21 protein-coding genes are annotated in these 21,368 nt (G+C 70.2%); 8 read left to right on the top strand and 13 right to left on the bottom strand.

The annotated features are described in order from the left end of the window. Positions 1-7: 7 nt before the first annotated feature. Together dapC and fdxA are read right to left on the bottom strand one after the other, a co-directional pair. Positions 8-1,114 carry a succinyldiaminopimelate transaminase gene (dapC, locus tag ACLQ23_RS16000; protein ID WP_355591399.1) on the bottom strand — a complete coding sequence of 369 codons (1,107 nt, stop codon included), beginning with the start codon at positions 1,112-1,114 and terminating at the stop codon, positions 8-10. Next, positions 1,111-1,437: a ferredoxin gene (gene fdxA, locus ACLQ23_RS15995; RefSeq protein WP_007464872.1), complete on the bottom strand. Its 327-nt coding sequence runs from the start codon at positions 1,435-1,437 to the stop codon at positions 1,111-1,113. Before fdxA ends, dapC begins: the two co-directional genes overlap by 4 nt. Before the next feature lie 79 nt (positions 1,438-1,516). Here fdxA and ACLQ23_RS15990 point away from each other — a divergent pair, with 79 nt between their 5' ends. After that, positions 1,517-2,566 (top strand): GNAT family N-acetyltransferase, encoded by a 1,050-nt coding sequence (locus ACLQ23_RS15990; protein WP_425734849.1) that lies wholly within the window; start codon positions 1,517-1,519, stop codon positions 2,564-2,566. Between the two features lie 18 nt (positions 2,567-2,584). On the opposite strand, the gene ACLQ23_RS15985 is transcribed toward ACLQ23_RS15990, so the two are convergent. From ACLQ23_RS15985 to mshB, 3 genes are all read right to left on the bottom strand, one after another. Further along, positions 2,585-3,049, bottom strand: coding sequence for a hypothetical protein (locus ACLQ23_RS15985; protein ID WP_355590862.1), 465 nt, complete (start codon positions 3,047-3,049; stop codon positions 2,585-2,587). A gap of 81 nt (positions 3,050-3,130) precedes the next feature. After that, positions 3,131-3,565, bottom strand: a complete 435-nt coding sequence (locus ACLQ23_RS15980) for a hypothetical protein (RefSeq protein WP_355591396.1) — start codon at positions 3,563-3,565, stop codon at positions 3,131-3,133. Positions 3,566-3,582: 17 nt separating this feature from the next. Next, the gene (mshB, locus tag ACLQ23_RS15975) at positions 3,583-4,500 is read right to left on the bottom strand and encodes an N-acetyl-1-D-myo-inositol-2-amino-2-deoxy-alpha-D-glucopyranoside deacetylase (protein ID WP_425734848.1); all 918 of its coding nucleotides are present in this window, start codon (positions 4,498-4,500) and stop codon (positions 3,583-3,585) included. Between the two features lie 94 nt (positions 4,501-4,594). On the opposite strand from mshB, the gene ACLQ23_RS15970 reads away from it, so the two are divergent. Both ACLQ23_RS15970 and ACLQ23_RS15965 read left to right on the top strand, forming a co-directional pair. Continuing rightward, positions 4,595-6,739, top strand: a complete 2,145-nt coding sequence (locus tag ACLQ23_RS15970; RefSeq protein ID WP_355629863.1) for a S9 family peptidase — start codon at positions 4,595-4,597, stop codon at positions 6,737-6,739. Between the two features lie 130 nt (positions 6,740-6,869). Next, positions 6,870-7,277, top strand: a complete 408-nt coding sequence (locus ACLQ23_RS15965) for a nitroreductase family deazaflavin-dependent oxidoreductase (protein WP_425880773.1) — start codon at positions 6,870-6,872, stop codon at positions 7,275-7,277. Between the two features lie 166 nt (positions 7,278-7,443). On the opposite strand, the gene ACLQ23_RS15960 is transcribed toward ACLQ23_RS15965, so the two are convergent. Further along, positions 7,444-7,968, bottom strand: coding sequence for a DUF1877 family protein (locus tag ACLQ23_RS15960; RefSeq protein ID WP_425880784.1), 525 nt, complete (start codon positions 7,966-7,968; stop codon positions 7,444-7,446). Positions 7,969-8,009: 41 nt separating this feature from the next. Continuing rightward, positions 8,010-8,663 carry a nucleotidyltransferase domain-containing protein gene (locus tag ACLQ23_RS15955; RefSeq protein WP_355590850.1) on the bottom strand — a complete coding sequence of 218 codons (654 nt, stop codon included), beginning with the start codon at positions 8,661-8,663 and terminating at the stop codon, positions 8,010-8,012. A 113-nt stretch (positions 8,664-8,776) separates the two neighbouring features. Between ACLQ23_RS15955 and ACLQ23_RS15950 the strand changes: the two genes are divergently transcribed. Continuing rightward, complete coding sequence (locus ACLQ23_RS15950; protein WP_425880772.1) at positions 8,777-9,640, top strand: alpha/beta fold hydrolase; 864 nt, start codon at positions 8,777-8,779, stop codon at positions 9,638-9,640. An 80-nt stretch (positions 9,641-9,720) separates the two neighbouring features. After that, positions 9,721-10,299: a DinB family protein gene (locus ACLQ23_RS15945; protein ID WP_425880771.1), complete on the top strand. Its 579-nt coding sequence runs from the start codon at positions 9,721-9,723 to the stop codon at positions 10,297-10,299. Positions 10,300-10,389: 90 nt separating this feature from the next. On the opposite strand, the gene ACLQ23_RS15940 is transcribed toward ACLQ23_RS15945, so the two are convergent. From ACLQ23_RS15940 to ACLQ23_RS15915, 6 genes are all read right to left on the bottom strand, one after another. Then, positions 10,390-10,689, bottom strand: coding sequence for a hypothetical protein (locus ACLQ23_RS15940; RefSeq protein ID WP_355590844.1), 300 nt, complete (start codon positions 10,687-10,689; stop codon positions 10,390-10,392). A gap of 73 nt (positions 10,690-10,762) precedes the next feature. After that, positions 10,763-12,505: an ABC transporter substrate-binding protein gene (locus ACLQ23_RS15935; protein WP_425880770.1), complete on the bottom strand. Its 1,743-nt coding sequence runs from the start codon at positions 12,503-12,505 to the stop codon at positions 10,763-10,765. A gap of 145 nt (positions 12,506-12,650) precedes the next feature. After that, positions 12,651-13,637: an ABC transporter permease gene (locus tag ACLQ23_RS15930; protein ID WP_355590838.1), complete on the bottom strand. Its 987-nt coding sequence runs from the start codon at positions 13,635-13,637 to the stop codon at positions 12,651-12,653. Positions 13,638-13,646: 9 nt separating this feature from the next. Next, complete coding sequence (locus ACLQ23_RS15925) at positions 13,647-14,654, bottom strand: ABC transporter permease (RefSeq protein ID WP_355590835.1); 1,008 nt, start codon at positions 14,652-14,654, stop codon at positions 13,647-13,649. After that, positions 14,651-15,706 (bottom strand): ABC transporter ATP-binding protein, encoded by a 1,056-nt coding sequence (locus tag ACLQ23_RS15920; protein ID WP_425880769.1) that lies wholly within the window; start codon positions 15,704-15,706, stop codon positions 14,651-14,653. Before ACLQ23_RS15920 ends, ACLQ23_RS15925 begins: the two co-directional genes overlap by 4 nt. After that, positions 15,703-16,758, bottom strand: a complete 1,056-nt coding sequence (locus ACLQ23_RS15915; RefSeq protein ID WP_425734898.1) for an ABC transporter ATP-binding protein — start codon at positions 16,756-16,758, stop codon at positions 15,703-15,705. Before ACLQ23_RS15915 ends, ACLQ23_RS15920 begins: the two co-directional genes overlap by 4 nt. A gap of 630 nt (positions 16,759-17,388) precedes the next feature. Between ACLQ23_RS15915 and ACLQ23_RS15910 the strand changes: the two genes are divergently transcribed. The 3 genes from ACLQ23_RS15910 to ACLQ23_RS15900 all read left to right on the top strand — a co-directional run bounded on the left by ACLQ23_RS15910 (position 17,389) and on the right by ACLQ23_RS15900 (position 21,358). Continuing rightward, a complete protein-coding gene (locus ACLQ23_RS15910) occupies positions 17,389-18,825 on the top strand; it encodes a TldD/PmbA family protein (protein WP_425880768.1) in 1,437 nt (478 codons plus the stop codon). 58 nt (positions 18,826-18,883) lie between these two features. Next, complete coding sequence (locus ACLQ23_RS15905; RefSeq protein WP_425880767.1) at positions 18,884-20,290, top strand: TldD/PmbA family protein; 1,407 nt, start codon at positions 18,884-18,886, stop codon at positions 20,288-20,290. A gap of 261 nt (positions 20,291-20,551) precedes the next feature. Continuing rightward, the gene (locus tag ACLQ23_RS15900) at positions 20,552-21,358 is read left to right on the top strand and encodes a hypothetical protein (RefSeq protein WP_355590823.1); all 807 of its coding nucleotides are present in this window, start codon (positions 20,552-20,554) and stop codon (positions 21,356-21,358) included. Positions 21,359-21,368: the final 10 nt, after the last annotated feature.

The following is a 21,368-nucleotide window of genomic DNA, read 5'->3' as shown; positions in this document are numbered from 1 at the left end:
CCCGGAATCAGGCCCGGAGCCGGTCGGCGACAGCGGCGACGTGCTCGTCGGACTCGGTGAGCGCCACCCGGACGTACCGCTGGGCGGTGGGACCGTAGAAGACGCCGGCCGCGACCAGGATGCCGCGCCGGGCCAGCCAGTCGACGGTCGCCCAGCAGTCCTCGTCACGGGTGAGCCAGAGGTAGAGGCCGGCCTCCGAGTGCTCGATCGTGAAGCCGGCGCCGGTGAACGCGTCGGTCAGCACCTCACGTCGCGCTCGGTAGCGCTCGCGCTGCTCGGCGGCATGCTGCTCGTCCCTCAGGGCGGCCACCATGGCGGCCTGCACCGGCGCGGGCACGATCATCCCGGCGTGTTTGCGGACCTTCAACAGCTCGGCGACGAGCGCCGGGTCACCGGCCACGAACCCGGCCCGGTAGCCGGCGAGGTTTGACCGCTTGGACAGCGAGTGCACGGCGAGCACCCCGGCGTAGTCACCGCCGCAGACCTGCGGGGACAGCACCGAGACCGGCTCGGCGGACCAGCCCAGCGGCAGGTAGCACTCGTCGCTGGCGACCACCGCGCCGCGCTCACGGGCCCAGTCGACAACCTTGCGCAGGTGCGCCGCGGGCAGCACCTGCCCGGTCGGGTTGCCCGGCGAGTTGACCCACACCAACCGGACGCGGGAGGTCGGCCCGACAGCGGTGAGCGAGTCGGCGCGGACCACCGTGGCACCTGCCAGCCGCGCCCCGTCCTCGTAGGTGGGGTACGCGATCGACGGCACCACGACCACGTCGCCCGGGCCGATGCCCAGCAGTGTGGGCAGCCAGGCGACCAGCTCCTTGGAGCCGATGGTCGGCAACACGCCGAGCCCGTCGACCCCGGCGCCACAGGCGCGGGCGACCCAGGCCGCGATGGCGTCACGCAGCACCGGAGTGCCGGCGGTCAGCGGGTAGCCGGGAGCATCGGACGCGTCAGCGAGCGCCTGCCTGATCACCTCGGGCACCGGGTCGACAGGCGTACCCATGGAGAGGTTGATCAGACCCTCCGGATGCGCCGCGGCCAGGGTGGCCGCGGCGTCCAGGGTGTCCCAGGTGAACTCGGGCAGCCGCGACGAGACCGGCGCGGGCCGGTTCAGTGGCCCTCGCCGCGCGGCGGCTGCGCGGCGACGAACGTGGCGTCCTTCTCCACCTTGCCGATCTTCGAAGCGCCCCCGGGCGAGCCCAGGTCCTCGAAGAACTCGTAGTTGGCGCCCGTGTAGTCCTTCCACTGCTCCGGAACGTCGTCCTCGTAGAAGATCGCCTCCACGGGGCAGACAGGCTCACAGGCACCGCAGTCGACGCACTCGTCGGGGTGGATGTAGAGCATCCGGTTGCCCTCGTAAATGCAGTCGACCGGGCATTCCTCGATGCATGCCTTGTCGAGCACATCCACGCACGGCTCGGCGATGATGTAGGTCACCGGTCTTCTCCTCCGCAAGACGCGCCGCGATCTCCCGCGACGGTAAGAGCCTAGTATCTCGCCGGGGAGGGGGTCGATCGTGCTCCGACAGCAGGATGTGGGACACCGTATCGTGGTCCGCCGGATTGTGGGGGTTCGCGAAGGTCGCCCGCTATTCTCCGATGCCCTCGGTGAGCTCGTGGAGTTGAGCGAGACCCATCTCACGCTTGCCACCGCAAAGGGCAATCTGAGAGTGCCGGTGGCGCAGGTGCACCGGGCCAAGCGCGTACCGCCGACCCGCCGGCCGACCGCCGCGTCGGTGGTGGCGCTCGAACGGGCCGCCGACGAAGCCTGGCCCGCGCCCACCCGGAGCCGCCTCGGCGAATGGCTGCTGCGCTCCGCCGAGGGCTGGACCGGCCGCGCCAACTCCGCGCTGCCGATCGGCGACCCGGACCGCCCGTTGCCCGCCGCCGTGGACGCGGTCGAGCGCTGGTACGCCGAGCAGGGCCAACCGGCGATCATCAACACGCCGCTGCCGCTCGCCGCGCCCGTCGGTGCCGAACTGGACGCCCGCGGCTGGACCACCCGCCCGCCGACACTCGTCCAGACCGCTCCACTCCCCCTGCCATCCATCGCCGCCCCCGAAAAAGGCGACACGTCCGGTGCGGCCGCCACGCCGGATGGCGGCAGGCTCGATGCCACACCCGCGGACCAGGGGCCTGCTGGCGACGTCGGTCGGCTGGGCGACGCGGTCGTCGAGTTGGTGACCGCGCCGACCGAGGAGTGGCTGGCCATCGCCGCAGGCCGCAAGGGCGGCCTGCCGGACGCCGCCCGACACGTGCTCACCGCCGTGGACCAGGTCCGCTTCGCCCACGTGTACGCCGACGGCACGCTCGTGGCGATCGGCCGAGGCACGGTGACCGGCCAGGGGCGCTGGTTGGGCCTCAGCCTCATCGAGGTGCTACCTGCCGCACGCCGGCAGGGGCTGGCCCGCCGGGTGATCGACGCACTCGCCGAATGGGGGGCGTCGGCCGGCGCGACGCACGTGTTCCTCCAGGTGGAGCAGCGCAACACGGCGGCGGTCGCGCTCTACCGGCGCCTCGGGTTCACCACGCACCACACGTACCTGACCCGGGTGGCCCCGCACTGACTCCGACCGCGCGGCGGGTCAGCGGCGGACGACGCGGCGCGGCTTGGCGGCCTTGACCTCGGCGAACCGCTTGAGCTGCTGGGAACGGTAGTCACGACCGAGAGCTGTGGCGACAAGGTAGCCGACAAGCGTTCCGGCGCCGGTCGCGAGCAGGTAGAGCCAGATCTGGGCGAAGAACGTGCCAGCACCACCGGCGAACGGATTGTGGCCGACGAGCAACGGCCCGACCAGCACGGTAAGCGCCATCGCCACAAGCACCACGACGACGACGTCGCCCGCCCAGGCGCCCAGCGGCCTGCGGCACCCCCAGCGGAAGGCGACCACGGCCAGGACCAGACCGATCACCAGGAACATCACAAGCGACACCCGGTCGGCTGCGGCGTCGTCGCCGTCGAAACCGAACCGCGTGACCAGTCGGGCGACGACGTTGACCGCGAACAACGCTCCCGCCAGCACGCCGACGTCACGCCACCGTCTGTCCATCGGACGACCTCCTGCCGTACGCCCCGTCATGGGGCCGCTTCCCTGGCAGGAATATCTACCACCCACACACCGGTGGCGTCATCAGCCGCCAGGGCTGGTCGGTGGGGCGAGAATCTGCCGGAAGCCCATCACGGCGAAGGTCATCGCGCCAGCCACGATCATGGCCAAGCCGACCCAGTTGTCGCCAGCCAACAGGAGGTCGCCCTCGCTGGTGCGGACCGCTGCCACCGCCATCAGGGCAAACCACGGTACGGCCGGCAGCGCCACCGCCCACCGGCGACCGACCGCCTCGTACGCGAACCAGCTCAGCGCGATGTTCGCGCCGATGGCGAGCAGCACCGAGACACCGACGAGCTGACCGCCGATCCGGAACGTGGCGAGCAGCAACTCCAGCACACCTGTCACCACACCGGCCACCACAGCGACGATCCCGCCGGTCAGTCGCAGGCCCAGATCCAGCAGTCGCGGCGGCGGCCCCGCCTCGGGCGGGGTCTCCTGGTCCTCCACGACCGGCATCGGGGCGGCGGGCAGGGTCACCGGAGGCCGGCTGCCGCGACCGGCGACCGATCCGGGCCGGCCTCCTCGGGCAGCCCGGCGAACAGGTCGTCCTCCCAGCCGTACGGGCCGGTGCCGGGACCCTTTTCGCCGACTGCGAGGGTGAAGAACTCCACCCCCATGAACTCGCCACCGAAGTTGCCGGCGATCGAGTAGAGCCACGAGGTCGCCGGGATCTGGGTGGCGTGCGCCCGCATCGCCGCTTCCTTGGCGGTGTGCTGGTCCGTGCCGTCGATCCGCGCGGCGATCTGGTCGTCAGGGGTGCCGAAGGGCAGCTCGGCGGCATCCTTGATGTTGGCGAACGGGTTGTCGGAGGACTCGGCGAAGTGCGTCAGGCCGGCTTCCAGCACGCTCAGCGGCATGGCCGTCCAGTAGACCTTCAGCGGTGCGCAGCCCTCGGCGGCTGCCAGTTCGACAGCACGCATCGCCACCCGGTGCGCCTGGATGTGGTCCGGGTGGCCGTAGAAGCCGTTCGGGTCGTACGTGATCAGCACCTGCGGGCGTACCTCCCGCATGATCTCCACCAGGTGCCCGGCGGCCTCGTCCAGGTCGGCCTGCCAGAAGGCGCGGGGGTGCTCGTTGGTGGCGAGGCCCATCATGCCCGAGTCGCGGTAGCGGCCGGCGCCGCCGAGGAAGCGGTGGTCGGTGACGCCGAGCGCGGCGCAGGCCGCGGCCAGCTCGGCGATCCGGTAGCCGCCCAACTGGTCGGCCTCGGCGGCGGCGAGCTGCGACAGAGCCGGTACGTGGATCTCGCCCTCCTCGCCGAGGGTGCAGGTCGCAAGCGTGACGTGTGCGCCGGCCTCGGCGTAGTGGGCCATCGTCGAGCCGGTGCCGATCGACTCGTCGTCGGGGTGCGCGTGGACCAGCAGCAGGCGGCGGTCGGGCAGCGTCGTCACGCGGTCACTCTAACTGGCGGTTCCATCGGGGCATCGTCAACGCGTCCGCCCAGGTCGGCCACATCACGCCCGGCGCGGCTCTACGATTTGGCCTGTGGACTTTCCGGAACTGGCCGCCCGCACCCGCCGGTTCAGCCACGGCGCGCCACGCGCGGTCTCGGTGGCCGAGGACGGCTCCCGGGTGATCTTCCTGCGTTCCTCCGGGCCAGAGGATCCGGCGGACGCGCTCTGGCTGCTGGACGTGGCGACCGGCGAGGAGCGGCTGGTGGCCGACCCGGCGACCCTGCTCGGCGCCGACGGTGACGTCCGGGCGCTCTCCCCCGGTGAGCGGGCGCTGCGCGAGCGGCTGCGGCTCACCGCCGCGGGCATCGGCTCGTACGCGCTTGACGCCGCCGGTCGGGTGGCGGTGTTCGCGCTGGCCGGGCGGTTGTTCCGGGCCGATCTGGTGCACGGCGACGTGGTCGAGGTCGAAGCCGTCGGCCCGGTGCTCGACCCCCGGCCGGATCCGACCGGGCAGCGGCTGGCGTACGTGACCGACGCGGCCGAGGGCGTACGTCGAGGTGAGCTGCGGGTGATCGAGGCCGACGGCACCGACACCCTGCTGGCCGGCGAGGACGCCGGGGTGAGCTGGGGGTTGGCCGAGCACATCGCGGCCGAGGAGTTCGGTCGTTACCGAGGCTACTGGTGGGCGCCGGACGGTCGGATGGTGCTCGCCGCCCGGGTGGACGAGTCCCGGCTGGAGCGCTGGCACCTGCACGACCCGGCCGAGCCGGGCAGCCCGCCGACAGCCGTCGCGTACCCCCGTGCCGGTGGGCCCAACGCCGAGGTCAGCCTGCATCTGCTTGACCTTGACGACGGCTGGGTCGACGTGCACTGGGACCGGGAGACCTACCCGTACCTGACCGGGGTCAGTTGGGGCGAGGGCAGTCCGCTGATCACCGTGCTGCGCCGTTCGCAGCAGCACGGGCTGGTGCTCGCTGTGGATCCGCGTACCGGTGAGACACAGGTGCACGCCGAACTGGCCGATCCGCGCTGGGTGGAGCCGATCGCCGGCACCCCGGCGCACCTGCCGGACGGCCGGGTGCTGGTCGGCGGAGAGTTGGCCCACGACGGGTACGACGCGCGCTGCCTGTTCGCCGACGGCACCCTGCTCACCCCACCGTCGCTGTACGTGCGGCGGGTGGTGGGTCGACTGCCGGCGAAGAGCGGTCCGGCCGACCTGCTGGTCGAGGCGAGCGACGGCGAGCCGAGCGAGCGGCACCTGTTCCGGGTCCGCACCACGATCGGCGGCGGAGTGGACGCCCGGCGGATCACCACCGACTCGGGGTGGCACACGGCGGCCGTGGGCGGGGACGTGCTGGTGGTCGGGACGGCGACGCTGGACCACGCCGGGGTGCGGTGGACGGTGTCCCGCGCCGGGCAGCAGGTAGCCGAACTACTGTCGCTGGCCGCCAACCCGCCGTACTCTCCGCTGCCCCTGCTCGAGCGGGTGACCGACCGGCGGTTGCCGGCGGCGGTGCTCTACCCCGACAACCACGTGACGGGCCGCCGGCTGCCGGTGCTGCTGGACGTCTACGGCGGCCCCGGCCACCAGGAGGTCGTGGCCGCCCGCGCTGCCTGGCTGGAGCGGCAGTGGTGGGCCGACGCCGGGTTCGCTGTGGTCACCATCGACAACCGGGGTACGCCGGGAGTTGCCCCGTCGTTCGAGAAGGCGATCCACCGGCGGGTGGCCGACGTGATCCTTACCGACCAGGTGGACGCGTTGACAGCCCTCGCCGGCAAACACCCGGACCTGGACCTGAGCCGGGTCGGTGTGCGCGGCTGGTCGTTCGGGGGTTGGCTGGCCGGGTTGGCGGTGCTGCGCCACCCCGAGCTGTTCAAGTGCGGGATCGCGGGCGCCCCGGTGACCGACTGGGCGCTGTACGACACGGCGTACACCGAGCGTTATCTGGGGATGCCGGAGGACGGCATGGACGTGTACGCGCACCACTCGCTCATCGAGTTGGCCGCCGAACCGGTCACCAGCCGGGACCAGGCGCGCCCGTTGCTGCTGGTGCACGGCCTGGCCGACGACAACGTGGTGGCCGCGCACACGTTGCGGCTCTCGGCGGCGCTGCTCAGCACCGGCCGGCCGCACGCCGTACTGCCGCTGACCGGCGCCACCCACATGGCCGCGAACGGCACCGCCGAGCGACTGCTGCCGCTGGAGCTGGACTTCCTGCGTACCCATCTGCTGTGAACCGTCCTGCTCGCCCCCGCCGTGAATCTTGGGTGGTCGGCTCGGGGAGTGGGTGGCCGGCGCGGTGGCACGTTCTGGCCGAGACTGTCAGGATTCGTGATCGAGTGTCGACGCGTGGGCAGGAGAACCGATGAGCGGCTGGAACGACAAAGTCATCGAAGAGTTTCGGGCCAACGGTGGGCAGGTCGGCGGCAACTTCGCGGGCACGCCGCTGCTGCTGTTGCACACGGTCGGCGCCAAGAGCGGCCAGACTCGCGTGAACCCGATGATGTACCAGAAGGTGGACGGCGGCTACGCCGTGTTCGCGTCCAAGGGCGGTGCGCCCACAAGTCCCGACTGGTACCACAACCTGCTCGCCCAGCCCCAGGTGCGCGCGGAGATCGGCACGGACACCGTCGAGTTGGTCGCCAGGGTTGCCACCGGGGACGAGCGGGAACGGATCTGGAACGCGCAGAAGGCCGCGTATCCAGGCTTCGCCGACTACGAGCAGAAGACGACCCGGCAGATCCCAGTCGTCGTACTCGAACCCGCGCCGTAGACAGCGCGGCACGACCCAAGCGCGGCCGGCACGGGCGCGCCGCCGGTCCGGGTCGGTTTCGGTCGGCTTCGGCTTCGGCTTCGGCGCAAGGACATGGACGTTCTGGTGGTGGCGGCGCGAGCCCGCACGGTCCGTGGAACGGACCTCGACCACGCTCACATTGGCTTCAGTCGAGCCAGCAGATCACCGCGGCACCATCTCGGGCGGCTGCCGCGAAGAAGCTCCGGACGTCGGGCAGATAGTGGGCCGCCCACGCGAGTTCGTCGGGGCTTTCCCAGGGCCCGGGGTAGACGTCGGCCCGTTTCAACTCCTGCGGGTCGACGCCTCGGACGAGGTCGTCTTCGGTTAGCGCGGCCAACTGCGACGCCGCTGCCGCCACCTGGGCCGGTGTCAGGTACGAGGGCGGCCCGTAGCCCCAGTCATCTTCGAGGTTCTCCAGGAAGTCGAACATCTCCTCGCTGTCGGGTTCGACGTCGGGAAATTCCACGAAGCTCTCCGCGCCGAGGACCAGTGGAATCTCGAAGCCCAGCCGATCGAGGAGGAAGTCAAGCCCGTTCCATGCTTTGTCGGTGCCGGTCCAGCGCTCGGAGTCGCCGTCCCGTTCCGTCATGGCGAGTTCGTAGGCCCAGTTGAGGTCAGCCCTCGCCTGCTCCAGTTCGTCCGGGGAAACCCGCAGCCAGTTGCCGTTCATGCTCACCCCGACAGGCTAGGCGCTGGCTACGACAGCCCTCGTCACGGACGGGTCGACAAGGCTGCCAGCCAGGCGTGTCCCGGATGTACCCGCGTCAACAGCCTGGACAGCGTCTCACGCCGGGTACGGCTCAACAGCGGGAGAGCGCCGTCGAAGTCGGCCTGGTCCTTGGGGCGTACGTGCTTGGCCTTGAAGAGAAGAACGAGCTCGGGTACCAGGTAGGGGATCCGGTCCACGGTGTGCCTGATGATCTCGGCGTAGGGCAGCCTGATCGTCTCGTCTCTCCGGCAGATCCACGTGTCGCCGTCGTGCGGCTCACGGAAGACGTCAAGCAGGTAGCGTCCGGTCGCCGGATCGCGCAGCCACGTCTGCCGGGTGGCATTCAGCACCTGCGGCGTCGCCGCTTCCCAGATCCGGGCGTCGCCGACCGCATCGACGGCGAACTCGGCGAAGCGCTCGCGGATCTCCGGGAACCGCCGGGCGGGCACGCCGATCTCGATGTCGTGGTGGTCGCGGGTCTGCTCACCACGGAACAGGTCAAGCGCCCAGCCCGCCGCCACAAACCAAGGCACGGAGATGCCGGCCAGGCGCTGCCAGACGTCGTGCGGCGTCCAGCACCCCGCCCAGCGGGCTTCGAGCGCCGGAAGGTCACCGGGCGACACCCGGATACCTCCGCTTGGCAACGGGTCACTCACCGCACGAACCTATCCGGGATCACCGCCTGCCTCGCCAGAGTGGAGCCGAGCTGGCCGAGTCGGAGGATCTGCGCCGACGTTTACCTGACGAGCCTGCTGGACACTTGTCGCTCATGTTCGAGGGCTTCGCGGACGAGCGGATCGACGTCGGGGAAGTGGAACTTCGGGTCCGGCACGCGGGGCAAGGGCGTCCGGTCCTCCTCATCCACGGGCATCCGCGTACCGGATCGACGTGGCACCGGGTCGCGCCGCAACTGGTGGATCGCGGGTTCACAGTCGTCTGCCCGGACATGCGCGGCTACGGGCAGTCGGGGAGGGCCCGGATCCTCTCCGACCACTCTCAGCAGTCCAAGCGAGCCGTGGCAGCGGACCTGGTCCGGCTTATGAACGCCCTCGGCCACCCGACGTTTTCCGTCGTCGGGCACGACCGCGGCGCCTACGTCGCGCTGCGTCTGGCACTGGACCATCCCCACGCGGTCAACCGCCTGGTCGTTCTCGACGGTGTGCCCATCAGCGAGGCCCTCGCGCGCTGCGACGCCACTTTCGCCCGCGACTGGTACCACTGGTTCTTCTTCGCTCAGCCGGACACGCCGGAGCGGGTGATCAACGCCGATCCCGACGCCTGGTACGCGAGCAGGGCACGGCCCGAGATCATGGGAGCCGAGAACTACAGGGAGTTCCGGCAGGCAATTCACGATCCCGCCACCGTCCGGGCGATGCTGGAGGACTACCGCGCCGGCCTCGGCGTCGACCGGGAGCACGAGGAAGCCGACCGGCGCGCCGGCCGCACCGTGGGCTGCCCGACGCTTTTCCTCTGGTCGACGGAGGACGACATGGAGAAGCTGTACCGTGATCCGCTCGCCATCTGGAGGCAGTGGGCCACCGATCTCCGTGGCCACCCGATCGAGTCCGGACACCACGTCGCGGAGGAGAACCCCGACGACCTGACCGCGGCGCTGCATCACTTTTTCGCCTGACCGACCGGCCCGCCACCGTCCGCCCATGCCACTGCGCGCGGGGCACACGGAGGCATCGCGGGGATGCAATCCTGGGCGGCATGACGGACCTCGACGCCAAGGCGAATCTCCATCTGTACCTACGGGAGGCACGCGAGGCGCTGCTCGGAAAGCTCGACGAGCTTTCCGAGCACGACGTACGGCGGCCGCTCGTGCCGACCGGCACGAACCTGCTCGGGCTGGTAAAGCACGTGGCAGCGATGGCCGCCGGGTACTTCGGTGAGACGTTCGACAGGCCTCTTCCCGAGTTCGTCCCAGGTCTGGACGAGGACGGCGAGCCGAACGCGGACATGTGGGCCACGGCGGACGAGTCCCGCGACGATGTCATCGGCCTGTGGCATCGAGCCTGGGCGCACGCGGACGCGACGATCGACACGCTTGCGATCGACGCGCCCGGCTCGGTGCGGTGGTGGGGCCACACACCGGTGACCCTGCACCACATCCTCGTGCGCATGCTCGCCGAGGTGAACCGGCACGCCGGGCACGCCGACATCGTGCGTGAGCTGGTCGATGGCCAGGTCGGCTGGCGGCGGCCCGGCGACAACGTGGTCGACCGCGACGAGGCGTGGTGGGCCGCCTACCGCGAGGGGTTGGAATCGACCGCCCGCAAGTTCCGTTGAACGACCGGCAGATCCGACCATTCGGGATCTTGGACAGTTTCCGTCATCGCTTGACGGTAAGTGTCCAAGATCTGCCCTGCCTGGTCGGTGTCAGTCCTCGATGCGTCCGGTGGCGGGGTCGACCATGGCCAGGAAGTCGCGAATGTTCTCCCTGTGCTCGTCGAGCGACAGGTCGAGAGTCGGACTCATTCCGAATCCGTAGCCGGGGTTCGGGCCGCTGAGCCACGTGTAGTCGGTGCCGTTGCACTCGTTTCGGCGGAGAGCGAACGTCTCTCCATCGACGTCGAGAGTGAGCGACGTGGCATCGCCAGTCTCGGGGCGCAGGCCGGGCACGGCCTCCGCAGGGGTCCCCTGGGCGCCGTCGCCGTCATCTGGGTAGATCGCCTTCACAATGCCATCTTCACAGCAAGGGTCCCCTCCCGACGACGTCGTCGGGAGGGGACCCTTGCTGTGGTGCGGGAACTTACGGCTTGACGTACGCGTTGACGAACGACGGGTAGCCGAAGACGCTGGAGACGAAGACACCGCCGGCCTTGGACCCGTGCACGAAGTAGGCCACGTCGACGTACATCGGCACCACCGGCGCGTGCTCCTTCATGATCCGCTCGTCGAGCTTCGCCCACTCCGGGCCCTGCTCGGCCGGGGCCAGCGCCAGGATGCGGTCCATCTCGGCGTTGATCGTCGGGTCGTTGAAGTAGGACTGGTTGCTGTTGCCAGCGGCCTTGATGGTGCGGCCGTCGTAGAGCACCGGCAGGATCGAGGCGCCGCTGGGCCAGTCCGCCGCCCAGTTACCGATGTACAGGTCCCAGGGGTTGTCCTTCTTCTTGATCTCGTCGAGCTTGGCGTCGTCCGAGATGTTCCGCAGCGTGATCTTGAAGCCGGCGCGCTCCAGGTTGGCCTTGAGCTGGGCGCCCTGCTGCTGCTCGGTGGTGTTGTCGGCGACACCGAGGACCAGCTCGGGCGTCTGCCCGCCGAGCAGTTCCTTGGCCTTGGCGACGTCACCGTTGGGGCCCGCCGGGTACGCCTCGTACGCCTTGTAGCCGATGGTGGCCGGCGGCATGAGCGTGGTCAGCGGCGCGGCGACGGTCTGCCCGCCGAGCGCCTTGATCATGCCCTCGCGGTCGATGGCGTAGTTGAGCGCCTGGCGAATCTTCAGGTCCTTGACCCGCTGGTTGTTGATGACGAGCTGGTTGGCGCTCGGCGTCGGCGACAGGATGCTGCGCGACTTCAGCGACACGTCACCGACCGCCTTGGCGACGAGCGAGGCGGGTACGCCGTTGAAGGCGAGCGCGCTCTGGTCGGCGCCGTTGTCGGCGATCACCCGGTTGTTCGCGGCGTCGGCGGTGGGGCCGAAGGTCCAGACGAACTGGTCCGGGTACTGGTGCCGGACCGGGTCGGTGTTCGGGTCCCAGTTGGGGTTGCGGTCCAGGGTGATCTGCACGCCTACCTGGTTCTTGGCGACCTTGTAGGGGCCCGACGAGAAGGGCTGCTTGTCCAGGTCGACGCCGGTGTCCTTGTCCGGCGGCAGCGGCGCGGTGGTCGGCAGCGAGACCGCGAACGGCAGGTCGCAGCGGGGCTTTGCGAACTCGAAGCGCAGGGTCTTGTCATCCGGCGTGCTCAGGCCCGGCGGCAGCGACGTCTTGTTCTTCTTGAAGTCCCACGCGGTGTCGAACTGCGGGCTGTCGGCCAGCCACTCCTGGATGTAGGTCGGGCCGCCGGACAGGTCCGGGTCGAAGGAGCGGGCGATGCCGTACGCGATCTCCTTGGAGGTGATCGGCCGGCCGTCTTCGAACTTCACCCCGTCCTTGACCTTGAATTCCCAGACCTTGCAGTCGTTGTTGACGTTCTTGCCCGGGGTTTCGGCAAGGTCACCCACCAGGACCAGGCCGCCCTTGCCGTCGTCCTTCCAGGTGGTCAGGTAGCGGGCGAAGAGCGGGTTGGTCATCAGACCGGCGAACGAGTACGTCCGCTGCGGGTCCAGGTGGGAGATCGGCGACTCCCGGATGATGGTGAAGGTGCCGCCCTTCGCAGCGCCCTCGACCTCGGCCGCCGGCCCCTGCGAGTCCTTGGGGTCGGTCGCGATGACCCCGGTCTGCTTGCGCTCGGTGTCCACAGTGGTGCCCTCGCCCGTGTTCTTCGAGCACGCACCCAATGCCACAACCAGAGCGATCGCGCCGCCTGCGGCAGCCACCACGCGTGGTCTCATGAAGTACCCCCTTCACCCATGTGCCGTGCGGTTTCGTCGGGGCGAGAACCGCCGACGTCCCGAGGATCGTAAGGAAGAAAACCTACGAGTTGTGTAACAGTTGTCGATAAGTTTCGCCATCGGGCGGCGCGGCGGGCAGCCGACGTCACCGCAGTCGCACCCGGGGGTCGATGGCCGCGTAGAGCAGGTCCACCAGCACGTTCGCCAACACCACGAAGACGGCCGCGATCAGCACGGTGGCCATGATGGTGGGCAGGTCGCCGGAGCGGACGGCGTCCACAGCCGTACGCCCCAGCCCCTGGATGCCGAACGTCGTCTCGGTGATCACCGTGCCGCCCAGCGCCCCGCCGACGTCCATCCCGGCGATGGTCACCACAGGGGTGATCGCCGCGCGGAGCGCGTGCCGCCCGTACACCTTGGGTTTGGCAAGGCCCTTGGCCCGTGCCGTGCGGACGAAGTCCTCCGACAGCGTCTCAAGCATCTGCGCCCTCGACAGCCGGGCGTAGATGGCCGAGAACAGGAACGCCAGCGCCACCCAGGCGAGCACCAGCCCACTGGCCCACTTCGCCGGATTGTCGAAGATCGACGTGTAGCTGGGCACCGGTAGCCACCGCAGGTTGTAGACGAACACCAGCAGCAGCACCGCGCCCACGAAGTAGAGCTGCAACGAGGCGCCGGTGAGCGAGAAGCCGATGGCGGCCCGGTCCAGCCAGGTGCCCCGACGCAGCGCGGACACCATGCCCAGCCCGACACCGAGCAGCAGCCAGAGGATCGCCGCCGGGATCACGATGCTCAGCGTCACCGGCAGCACCCGGGCGATGGTGTCCGAGACAGCCTCGTTGGTGACGTACGACCAGCCCAGGCAGGGTGCGTCGCACCTGCCGCCCTGGGCGCTGCCCAGGTCCCGTCCGGTGAAGATGCCCTTCATGTAGCCGGCGTACTGGCTGATCAGCGGGTCGTTCAGACCCAGGTCGTCGCGGACCCGCTCCAGCCGCTCCGGGTTGCAGTTCTTCGAGCAGATGCTGGTGACCGGGTCGCGTGGCAGGGCGAAGAACATCAGGAACGTCAGCACGCTCACCGCGAACAGGGTCAGCACGGCGGAGAAGAGCCGCTTGATCAGAAATCGCGCCATGAGTTACCCCTACCGGGACGACTTCGGGTCGAGCGCGTCACGCAACGCGTCGCCGAAGAGGTTGAAGGCGAACACCAGCGCGAAGATCGTGATGCCCGGAAAGAACACGTACGCCGGGTCGGTCTGGAGGAAGTCCAGACTGCGGTAGATCATCCGGCCGAAGCTCGGCGTCTCGTCACTGAGCCCGACGCCGATGAACGACAGCGCCGCCTCACTGGTGATGAACTGCGGCACGGCCAGGGAGAACGACACCAGGATCGGCGCCCAGATGTTCGGCAGGAGCTGCCGGAAGATGATGTGCCCCAGCCCTGCCCCGCTGGCCTTGGCCGCCTCCACGAACTCCCGCTCGCGCAGCGCGATCACCTGCCCGCGTACGAGTCGGGCCGTGCTGGTCCAGCCGAAGATGGCGAAGACGGCGATCAGCACACCCACGCCGAAGGCCGCCGACACCTGCCCCCGCTCGCCGTAGAAGCGCAGCGTGATCGTGGGGGTCAGCGCCAGCGCGATGATCAGGAACGGCATGGCCAGGGTCAGGTCCGTGATCCAGTTGATCACCGCGTCGAGCCAGCCGCCGAGGTAGCCGGCGAGCGCACCGAGCACGACCCCGATGGTCGCGGTGATCAGAGCCGCCGCGAACGCGATGAACAGCGACGTCCGCAGCCCGTAGATCAGCCGGATGAAGATGTCCCGGCCCAGCCCCGGCTCCAGGCCGAACCAGTGGTCCCCGCTGACTCCACCGGCGTAGCCCAGCGGCATCCCGAAACCGTCCAGCAGGTTCTGGAACTGCTCGCGCGGGCCGATCCCGTACGCCATCTCGATCAGCGGGGCGGCCAACCCCAGCAGCATGAAGAAGATCAGCAGACCGCCGCTGACCACTGCCGTCCGGTCCCGGCGCAAGCGCAGCCAGGCGAGCTGGCCGGGCGAACGGCCGACGACGCCCTTCGTCGCGGGCTCCCCCGGGTCGGCGCCGGACTCGATCTCGGCCAGCGCCACACCCTCCACCGGCGACAGGCTCACGACGACACCTCCTCGACGTTCGCTGCGGCCCCGCGCCCCTGCGCGACGCCCACGCCGGCCCCCGCCTCCGGACCGGCGCCGGGTGGTTCCGGGAAGTGACAGGCGGTGGCCTGGTTGCCGCCGTCGCGCGGCACCAGCGCCGGCTCCTCGGTGGCGCAGACGTCCTGCGCCTTCCAGCACCGGGTGCGGAACCGGCAGCCCGACGGCGGGTCGAGCGGCGTGGGCACGTCCCCGGTCAGCCGGATCCGGCCCGCCGGGCCGAGCTGGGTGACGTCCGGAATCGCCGAGAGCAGAGCCCTGGTGTACGGGTGCTGCGGGCGCTCGTAGATGTCGGCCCGATCGCCGATCTCCACGATCCGGCCCAGGTACATCACCGCGACGCGCTGGCAGAAGTGCCGCACCACGGCCAGGTCGTGCGCGATGAACACGAACGCCAGCCCGAGGTCCCGTTGCAGGTCGCGCAGCAGGTTGACCACCTGCGCCTGGATCGAGACGTCCAGCGCGGAGACCGGCTCGTCGGCGACGATCAGCTTGGGCCGCAGGGCGAGCGCGCGGGCGATACCGATGCGCTGGCGCTGACCGCCGGAGAACTCGTGCGGGTACCTGTTGTAGTGCTCCGGGTTCAACCCGACAAGCTCCAGCAACTCCTGCACCCGGGCCTTGACCCCGCCCGGCGGTTTGATCCCGTTGACCTGCAACGGCATCGCCACGATCCGCCCGACTGTGTGCCGGGGGTTCAGCGAGGCGTACGGGTCCTGGAAGATGATCTGGAGTTCCTGGCGCAACGGTCGCAGCTCGCGCCGCCCGGCGTGGGTGATGTCCCGTCCGTCGAACTCGATGGTCCCGGAGGTCGGCTCCAACAGCCGCACAATCATCCGGCCGGTGGTGGTCTTGCCGCAGCCCGACTCCCCCACCAGGCCGAGCGTCTCGCCCGGGCGCACGTCGAAGTCGAGCCCGTCGACCGCCCGCACCAGGCCGGTGGAGCGCAGCCCCTGACGTACCGGGAAGTGCTTGGTCAGGCCGCGGACCCGCAGCAGCGGTTCCTCGCTCATCGCGCCACCCCCACGGATGCGACGTCCTCGGCGTAGCGCTCGGCGCGCTCCTGCGCGCTCAGGTGGCAGGCGACCAGATGGCCGTCCGCGCCGGCCGGGAGGAACTCGGGCACCTCCGTGCGGGACCGGTCGCCGTTGCGGTCCGCGTAGCGGCAGCGCGGGTGGAAGGCGCAGCCGGACGGCAGGTTGATCAGGCTGGGCGGGTTGCCGGGGATGGGCAGCAGGTCCGCGTCCGCGTCGCCGTGCAGCGACGGCACGCTGGAGAGCAACCCCCAGGTGTACGGGTGCTGCGGCGAGCGAAGCACCTGCTCGACGCTGCCGTGCTCGACGGCCCGCCCGCCGTACATGACAAGCACCTCGTCGGCCACCTGGCCGACCACGCCCAGATCGTGGGTGATCAGGATGATCGCCGACTGGAACTCGGCCTGGAGGTCGGCGAGCAGGTCCAGGATCTGCGCCTGCACTGTGACGTCCAGCGCGGTGGTCGGTTCGTCGGCGATCAGCAGCGCCGGGTCGTTGACAAGGGACATCGCGATCATCGCCCGTTGCCGCATGCCGCCGGAGAACTCGTGCGGGTACTGGTCGAAGCGCCGTGCCGGCTGCGGGATGCCGACCCTTTCCAGCATGTCGACAGCCCGCTGGCGGGCCTCGCGCCGGTTGGCCTTCGGGTGATGCACCCGGTACGCCTCGGCGATCTGCCGGCCCACCGTGTAGTACGGGTGCAGCGCCGACAGCGGATCCTGGAAGATCATCGCCATGTCCCGGCCGCGCAGCCGGCGTACCTCCTCGTCGGCAAGGCCGACCACCTGCCGGCCGCCGACGGAGATCTCCCCGGTGATCGTGGTCCGCTTGGGGTCGTGCAGGCCGAGGATGGCAAGCGACGTGACGCTCTTGCCGGAGCCGGACTCGCCCACGATGCCGAGGGTGCGACCACGCTCGACGGCGAACGACACCCCGTCGACCGCGCGCACCACGCCGTCGGAGGTGTCGAACCGGACCCGCAGGTCACTCACCCGCAGGTAGGCGTCCTCGTTGCCGCGCTGCGCCGGCACGGTGGGATGGTCGTCCGGTCCCCCGGACGGCGCCGGATCCGATTTGTCCACGGCCGCCTCCCCTCAGTGACGAAGAGAACTTACAGGCAAGTCCCGAGGGTGAAAATAAGCTACGACGCCAGCGCCTGTCAGCGGGGCCGAGCGTAACGAGTCGGCATCGGCCCCGCAGCCCCGTCACCTCGCCATCCACGCCCATTCATCTCCTGATCGCGCCCCACGCCAAGATCTACGCAACTTCCCCGATGTTGCTGCCTCCAGTACCCGAGAGACAGCAACATCCCCGATGCTGCGCGATTCTTGACGACGAACGCCGCCCCCGAGAGACCGGGAACAGGGCTTGGGAGCCCGACCGCCGTCAAGGGTCACGCTCGAACCAGGATGTAGTGGCATCACCGACGCGCCGACACCACGACAACAAGGATGTTGCGTGATCTGGCGGCCCGCGGAGCGGGACAGGGCGGGGGCGTGGCGGGATCGGGCTACGGCGCGCGGAGGGCTACGGCGCGGGCGACGCCAGTAGCGTCAAGGTCACGTGGGGTTCTGGAGTTGACGGAACCGGTGTGGGCCACCATCCGACCGGAAGATCTGCTCCCCTGACGGCTGTCGGTCGGCTGGCCTAGGGTCGGTCGCATGACCGAGTTCGACGCGGCCACCGCCGCCGTGCAGGCCGCACTCGACGCCGGCGCCCGCTACGCCGACGCACGGGTGATGCACCGCCGCTACGAGTCGATGACCGCTCGCAACGGCGATGTGGAGGAGCTGACCCAGGACGAGAGCATCGGCCTCGGCGTCCGGGCGCTTGTCGGGTCGAGCTGGGGCTTTCACGCCGTACCCGATCTGTCGGACGCCGCCGCCCGCGACGCCGGCCGGCGCGCGGCCAGGACGGCCGCAGCGAGCGCGCGGGTGCCCGGTCCGCCGGTCGACCTGGTGCCGAGCCAGCCGGTGACCGCGACCTGGGCCTCCGACTGCCAGATCGACCCGCTCGGCGTGCCGCTGTCGGACAAGGGCGACCTGCTTGTCGACGCGACACGCACGATGGTCGGGCACGGCGCCGACCTGGCCGAAGGGCTCTACCAGATCTGGGACACCGCGAAGTGGTTCGTGTCCAGCGAGGGCCACCGGATCGACCAGCGGATCCGTGAGTGCGGCGGGGGCATCTCGGCCACGTCGATCGGCGACGGCGAGACGCAGCGACGGTCCTGGCCCAGCTACCGGGGGCAGTACGGCACCACCGGCTGGGAGCTTGTCGAGTCGCTCGACCTGGCGGCGCACGCCGCGCAGATCGCCGAGGAGTCCCGGGCGTTGCTGACCGCACCGCCCTGCCCGGCCGGCGAGACCGATCTGATCCTCGGCGGCGAGCAGTTGGCCCTGCAGATCCACGAGTCGGTCGGGCACGCCATCGAGTTGGACCGGATCCTCGGCTGGGAGGCCGCGTTCGCCGGCACGTCCTGGCTGGATCTGGCCCAGCTCGGCTCGCTGCGCTACGGCTCCGAGCTGATGAACATCACCATCGACCCGACCATCCCCGGCGCGCTGGGCAGTTTCGGCTTCGACGACGAGGGCTCGCCGGCGGTAAAGCGGGACGCGGTCCGCGACGGTCGCTGGGTGGGGGTGCTCGCCGGCCGGGACTCGGCCGCCGTGGCCGGCCTCGACTACGGCGGCAGCGTACGCGCCGACGGGTGGGCGCGGCTGCCGATGGTGCGGATGACGAACGTCGGCCTGGAACCCGGCCCGCACACCCTGGAGGAGATCATCACGGCTACCGACGACGGGGTGCTGATGGACCTCAACCGGTCCTGGTCGATCGACGACAAGCGGCTCAACTTCCAGTTCGGCTGCGAGGTCGGCTGGGAGATCAAGAAGGGTCGGCGGGGGCGGATGCTGCGTAATCCCACGTACACGGGCATCGGCCCGCTCTTCTGGCGTTCGATGGACATGCTCTCCGGCGAGACGGTGTCCTGGGGGACGCCCAACTGCGGCAAGGGCCAACCCGGCCAGACCGGGCACACCGGTCACCCGGCCGCGCCGGCGCGCTTCCGCAACGTCCGGGTGGGGGTGTCAGCGTGAGCGCGAGGAGTGAGCCGGGTTTGCGAGCCCCGCAGTCGCGAACGAAAGGTGGCTCAGCGTGAGCGGGTCGACGGAGGTCGAGCTGGCGGGGCAGGTTGTCGAGCTGGTGCGGCGGCTCGGCGGACCGGATGCTCAGGCCGAGGTGGTCGTGACCCGCGCGGACCTGGCGCTGACGCGGTTCGCCAACTCGGCAATCCACCAGAACGTCTCCGAATCCACTGTCGGTGTCCGGCTGCGGCTGCACGTCGACGGCCGGACGGCCGCCGGCAGCGGCAGCGTGGTCACCGTCGACGGACTGCGGGCCTTGGTGGAGCGCACCCTGACCGCGGCGCGGCTCTGCCCGCCCGATTCGGGCTGGCCAGGGCTGGCCCCGCCTGCACCCGTGCCGGACGCTCCGCCTGTCGACGAGGCCACCGCGCACGCCGAGCCGGATGAGCGTGCCGATCGGGTACGCGCGTTCGTTGCCGCCGCCGGTGACCTCACCACTGCGGGTTACTGCCGTACCGCGCACCGCTCGTCTGCGTTCGCCAACTCGGCGGGGCACAGCGCGTACGGCCGCGCGGTGGAGGCGGCGATGGACGGCATCGCCCGTCGCGACGGCGCGGACGGGGTCGCGCGGCGCTGCGCGGACCGGCTGGCCGACCTGGACGGCGCGGAGTTGGGCGCGCACGCCGCCGCGAAGGCGCGGGCGGCGGCCGACCCGGTCGAGTTGCCGCCGGGGCACTACGAGGTGGTCTTCGAGCCGGCCGCCGTGGCGGACCTGCTGCAAAACCTGTCCTGGTACGGCTTCAACGGCAAGCGGTACGCCGAGCGGCAGTCGTTCGCCGAGCCCGGGGTTGCCCAGTTCGATCAACAGGTGACAGTGGTGGACGATCCACTGGGCGCGTCGGGGTTGCCGTTCGACGCGGAGGGCACCGGCCGGCGGGCGCTGACCCTGGTGGACGCGGGCACGACCCGGGCGGTGGCCCACGATCGGCGGACGGCCGCCGAGGCTGGTGCGGAGTCCACCGGGCACGCGATCGCGGGCGGTGCCACCTGGGGCCCGATGGCCCGCAACCTGCGTCTCGCGGGTGCCGCGGCCGGCCCGGCCAGTGCTGTGGGTCGGAGCACCACTGGCACGGCGGCCGGCGCGGTCGTCGACACCGACACCGCTGCGCTGGTCGCCGGGATGCGACGCGGGCTGCTGGTCACCGATCTGTGGTACACGCGTGTCCTCGACCCGAAGAGCCTTGTCGTCACGGGGTTGACACGTAACGGGGTGTGGCTCGTCGAGGACGGCACGGTCGTGCGGGCGGTACGCGACCTCAGGTTCACCGAGTCGTACCCGAGGGCACTCGGGCCGGGCGCGGTGCTGGCGCTCGGCGCTCGGCCCGTGCGTCAACCGGACCGGGTGGACGGTACGTGGTGGACGGCCCCGTCGGTGCGACTGGCGTCCTGGCACTTCACGGGAGGCGCCTCGGGCTGATCAGCCGGGCGGAGAGTGATCTTCTTAACATCGAGCCATTGATCGGCGTGCCAGGGCTTTTCCGCAGGCCAGACACACGGGACACTCCCTTGCGCGGACGGCCCGCAAAGATCGGCGTAACGTGTGTCACTTAGCTGCGCCGGTCATCCGGCGTGGTCGTTGGTGTGCGCATGACGTGGCAGCGGGTGCGGTTCGCCGGGCCGCGTGCCGACCGGAGATAGATCAGCCCGCCCGTACGGGCCCGCCGAGGAGACGACTCGAATGACTTCAACGGCAACGAAGCCGCGGGGAGCGCGGGCACGCGCCGCCATCGCGGCGAAGACGTTGCGTACCGACCGATGGTGGATCGCCCCGCTGATCACCGTGATCGGGCTCAGCGCCTGGGTCGCGTACGCGACGGTCCGGGTCTTCATGCACAAGTGGTACTGGGTGGACCAGTACCACTACCTGACCCCGTTCTACTCCCCCTGTGTGACGGACCGGTGCGTCGAGGGCTCCTCGCACTTCGGCCAGTTCCTGCCCGGCTGGTGGATCATCCCGGACGCGGCACTGACGCTGCCGTTCCTGCTGCTGTTCCGGCTCACCTGCTACTACTACCGCAAGGCCTACTACCGGTCGTTCTGGCTGTCGCCGCCGGCCTGCGCCGTCCCGGACGGTCACAAGGAGTACAGCGGTGAGACCCGTTTCCCGTTGCTCGGCCAGAACCTGCACCGCTACTTCTTCTACGCCGCCGCGATCATCTCGCTGATCAACACCTGGGACGCGATCCTCGCCTTCCACTCCCCCGAGGGCTTCGGCTTCGGCCTGGGCAACATCATCCTGGTGGGCAACGTGGTGATGCTCTGGGCGTACACGATCTCCTGCCATTCCTGCCGGCACATCATCGGTGGCCGGCTCAAGCACTTCTCCAAGCACCCGGTGCGCTACAAGGCCTGGACGTTCGTCTCGGCGTTGAACGTCCGGCACATGCAGCTCGCCTGGATCACCCTCGGCACCCTGGCGCTGGCCGACTTCTACATCATGGCGCTGGCGGCCGGCTGGTTCTCCGACCTGCGGTTCATCAACTAAAGGGCCCCCG

Origin of the sequence: Micromonospora sp. DT41, assembly GCF_049841715.1 — a bacterium.
Classification (GTDB): Bacteria; Actinomycetota; Actinomycetes; order Mycobacteriales; family Micromonosporaceae; genus Micromonospora; species Micromonospora profundi.
Note: the sequence above shows the minus strand (reverse complement) of the source record. Positions and strands in the feature narration are given on the sequence as shown.

What these genes read in the sequence shown, in the direction of transcription:
- ACLQ23_RS15950 (WP_425880772.1), top strand. Translation starts at nt 8,777, where the DNA reads ATGTTCGAGGGCTTCGCGGACGAGCGGATCGACGTCGGGGAAGTGGAA.
- ACLQ23_RS15910 (WP_425880768.1), top strand. Translation starts at nt 17,389, where the DNA reads ATGACCGAGTTCGACGCGGCCACCGCCGCCGTGCAGGCCGCACTCGAC.
- ACLQ23_RS15900 (WP_355590823.1), top strand. Translation starts at nt 20,552, where the DNA reads ATGACTTCAACGGCAACGAAGCCGCGGGGAGCGCGGGCACGCGCCGCC.
- ACLQ23_RS15930 (WP_355590838.1), bottom strand. Translation starts at nt 13,637, where the DNA reads ATGGCGCGATTTCTGATCAAGCGGCTCTTCTCCGCCGTGCTGACCCTG.
- ACLQ23_RS15935 (WP_425880770.1), bottom strand. Translation starts at nt 12,505, where the DNA reads ATGAGACCACGCGTGGTGGCTGCCGCAGGCGGCGCGATCGCTCTGGTT.
- ACLQ23_RS15985 (WP_355590862.1), bottom strand. Translation starts at nt 3,049, where the DNA reads ATGGACAGACGGTGGCGTGACGTCGGCGTGCTGGCGGGAGCGTTGTTC.
- ACLQ23_RS15960 (WP_425880784.1), bottom strand. Translation starts at nt 7,968, where the DNA reads ATGAACGGCAACTGGCTGCGGGTTTCCCCGGACGAACTGGAGCAGGCG.
- ACLQ23_RS15965 (WP_425880773.1), top strand. Translation starts at nt 6,870, where the DNA reads ATGAGCGGCTGGAACGACAAAGTCATCGAAGAGTTTCGGGCCAACGGT.
- ACLQ23_RS15920 (WP_425880769.1), bottom strand. Translation starts at nt 15,706, where the DNA reads ATGAGCGAGGAACCGCTGCTGCGGGTCCGCGGCCTGACCAAGCACTTC.
- ACLQ23_RS15980 (WP_355591396.1), bottom strand. Translation starts at nt 3,565, where the DNA reads ATGCCGGTCGTGGAGGACCAGGAGACCCCGCCCGAGGCGGGGCCGCCG.
- ACLQ23_RS15945 (WP_425880771.1), top strand. Translation starts at nt 9,721, where the DNA reads ATGACGGACCTCGACGCCAAGGCGAATCTCCATCTGTACCTACGGGAG.